The sequence below is a fragment of the Streptomyces beijiangensis genome (assembly GCF_017315755.1).
In the GTDB taxonomy this organism is placed as follows: Bacteria; Actinomycetota; Actinomycetes; order Streptomycetales; family Streptomycetaceae; genus Streptomyces; species Streptomyces beijiangensis.
This window is the reverse complement of record NZ_JAFLRJ010000784.1, coordinates 1-795: the sequence shown is the minus strand read 5'-3', so window position 1 is coordinate 795 and position 795 is coordinate 1. Positions and strand designations below refer to the sequence as shown.

The 795-nt window shown below is 72.7% G+C and carries 1 protein-coding gene and 1 pseudogene; both read left to right on the top strand.

All coding sequences use genetic code 11. From position 1 onward, the window contains the following. Positions 1-684, top strand: a 684-nt coding sequence (locus J0695_RS39080) for an aldehyde dehydrogenase family protein (protein WP_206969610.1), incomplete at its 5' end; no start/stop codon positions are given. A gap of 6 nt (positions 685-690) precedes the next feature. Beyond that, positions 691-795: pseudogene (locus tag J0695_RS44650) on the top strand (short-chain dehydrogenase); the annotation flags it as partial.

Sequence of the window (795 nt, the reverse complement as noted above, 5' to 3'; positions counted from 1 at the left end):
ACCCTCGAACTCGGCGGCAAGAGCCCCAACATCATCTTCGCCGACTCCGACCTGGAGGCGGCGGCAGCGGCCACCCCGATGTCCTTCCTGGACAACTCGGGCCAGGACTGCTGCGCCCGCACCCGGATCCTGGTCGAGCGGAGCGCGTACGACCGCTTCCTCGCGCTTCTCGCCCCCGCGATCACCTCCGTGGTGGTCGGCGACCCGTCGGACGAGAAGACCCAGATGGGCCCGCTGATCTCCGGGACCCAGCTGGAGCGGGTGCGTTCGTACGTGCCCGCTGGCGCGGAGGCGATCCGCGGCACCGCGCCCGAGGGCCCCGGATTCTGGTTCCCGCCGACCCTCCTGACCGCCGAGGCCCCCGACTCCCCGGCCGCCACCGAGGAGATCTTCGGCCCGGTCGCCGTCGTCCTCCCCTTCGACGACGAGGCCGACGCGATCCGGCTCGCCAATGCCACCGACTACGGCCTCTCCGGCTCCATCTGGACCCGTGACGTCGGCCGCGCCCTGCGGGTCTCCCAGGCCGTCCGCGCGGGCAACCTCTCCGTCAACTCCCACTCCAGCGTCCGCTACTGGACCCCCTTCGGCGGCTACCGCCAGTCCGGCCTCGGCCGCGAACTCGGCCCCGACGCCCTCACCGCTTTCACCGAGACCAAGAACGTCTTCATCGCCACGGAGGCCTGACCACCCATGACCGACGACACCACCCCCGTCTGCCGCCGCCTCGTCGGCCGCACCGCCGTGATCACCGGCGCCGGCAGCGGCATCGGCCTCGCCACCGCCCACCGGCTCGCC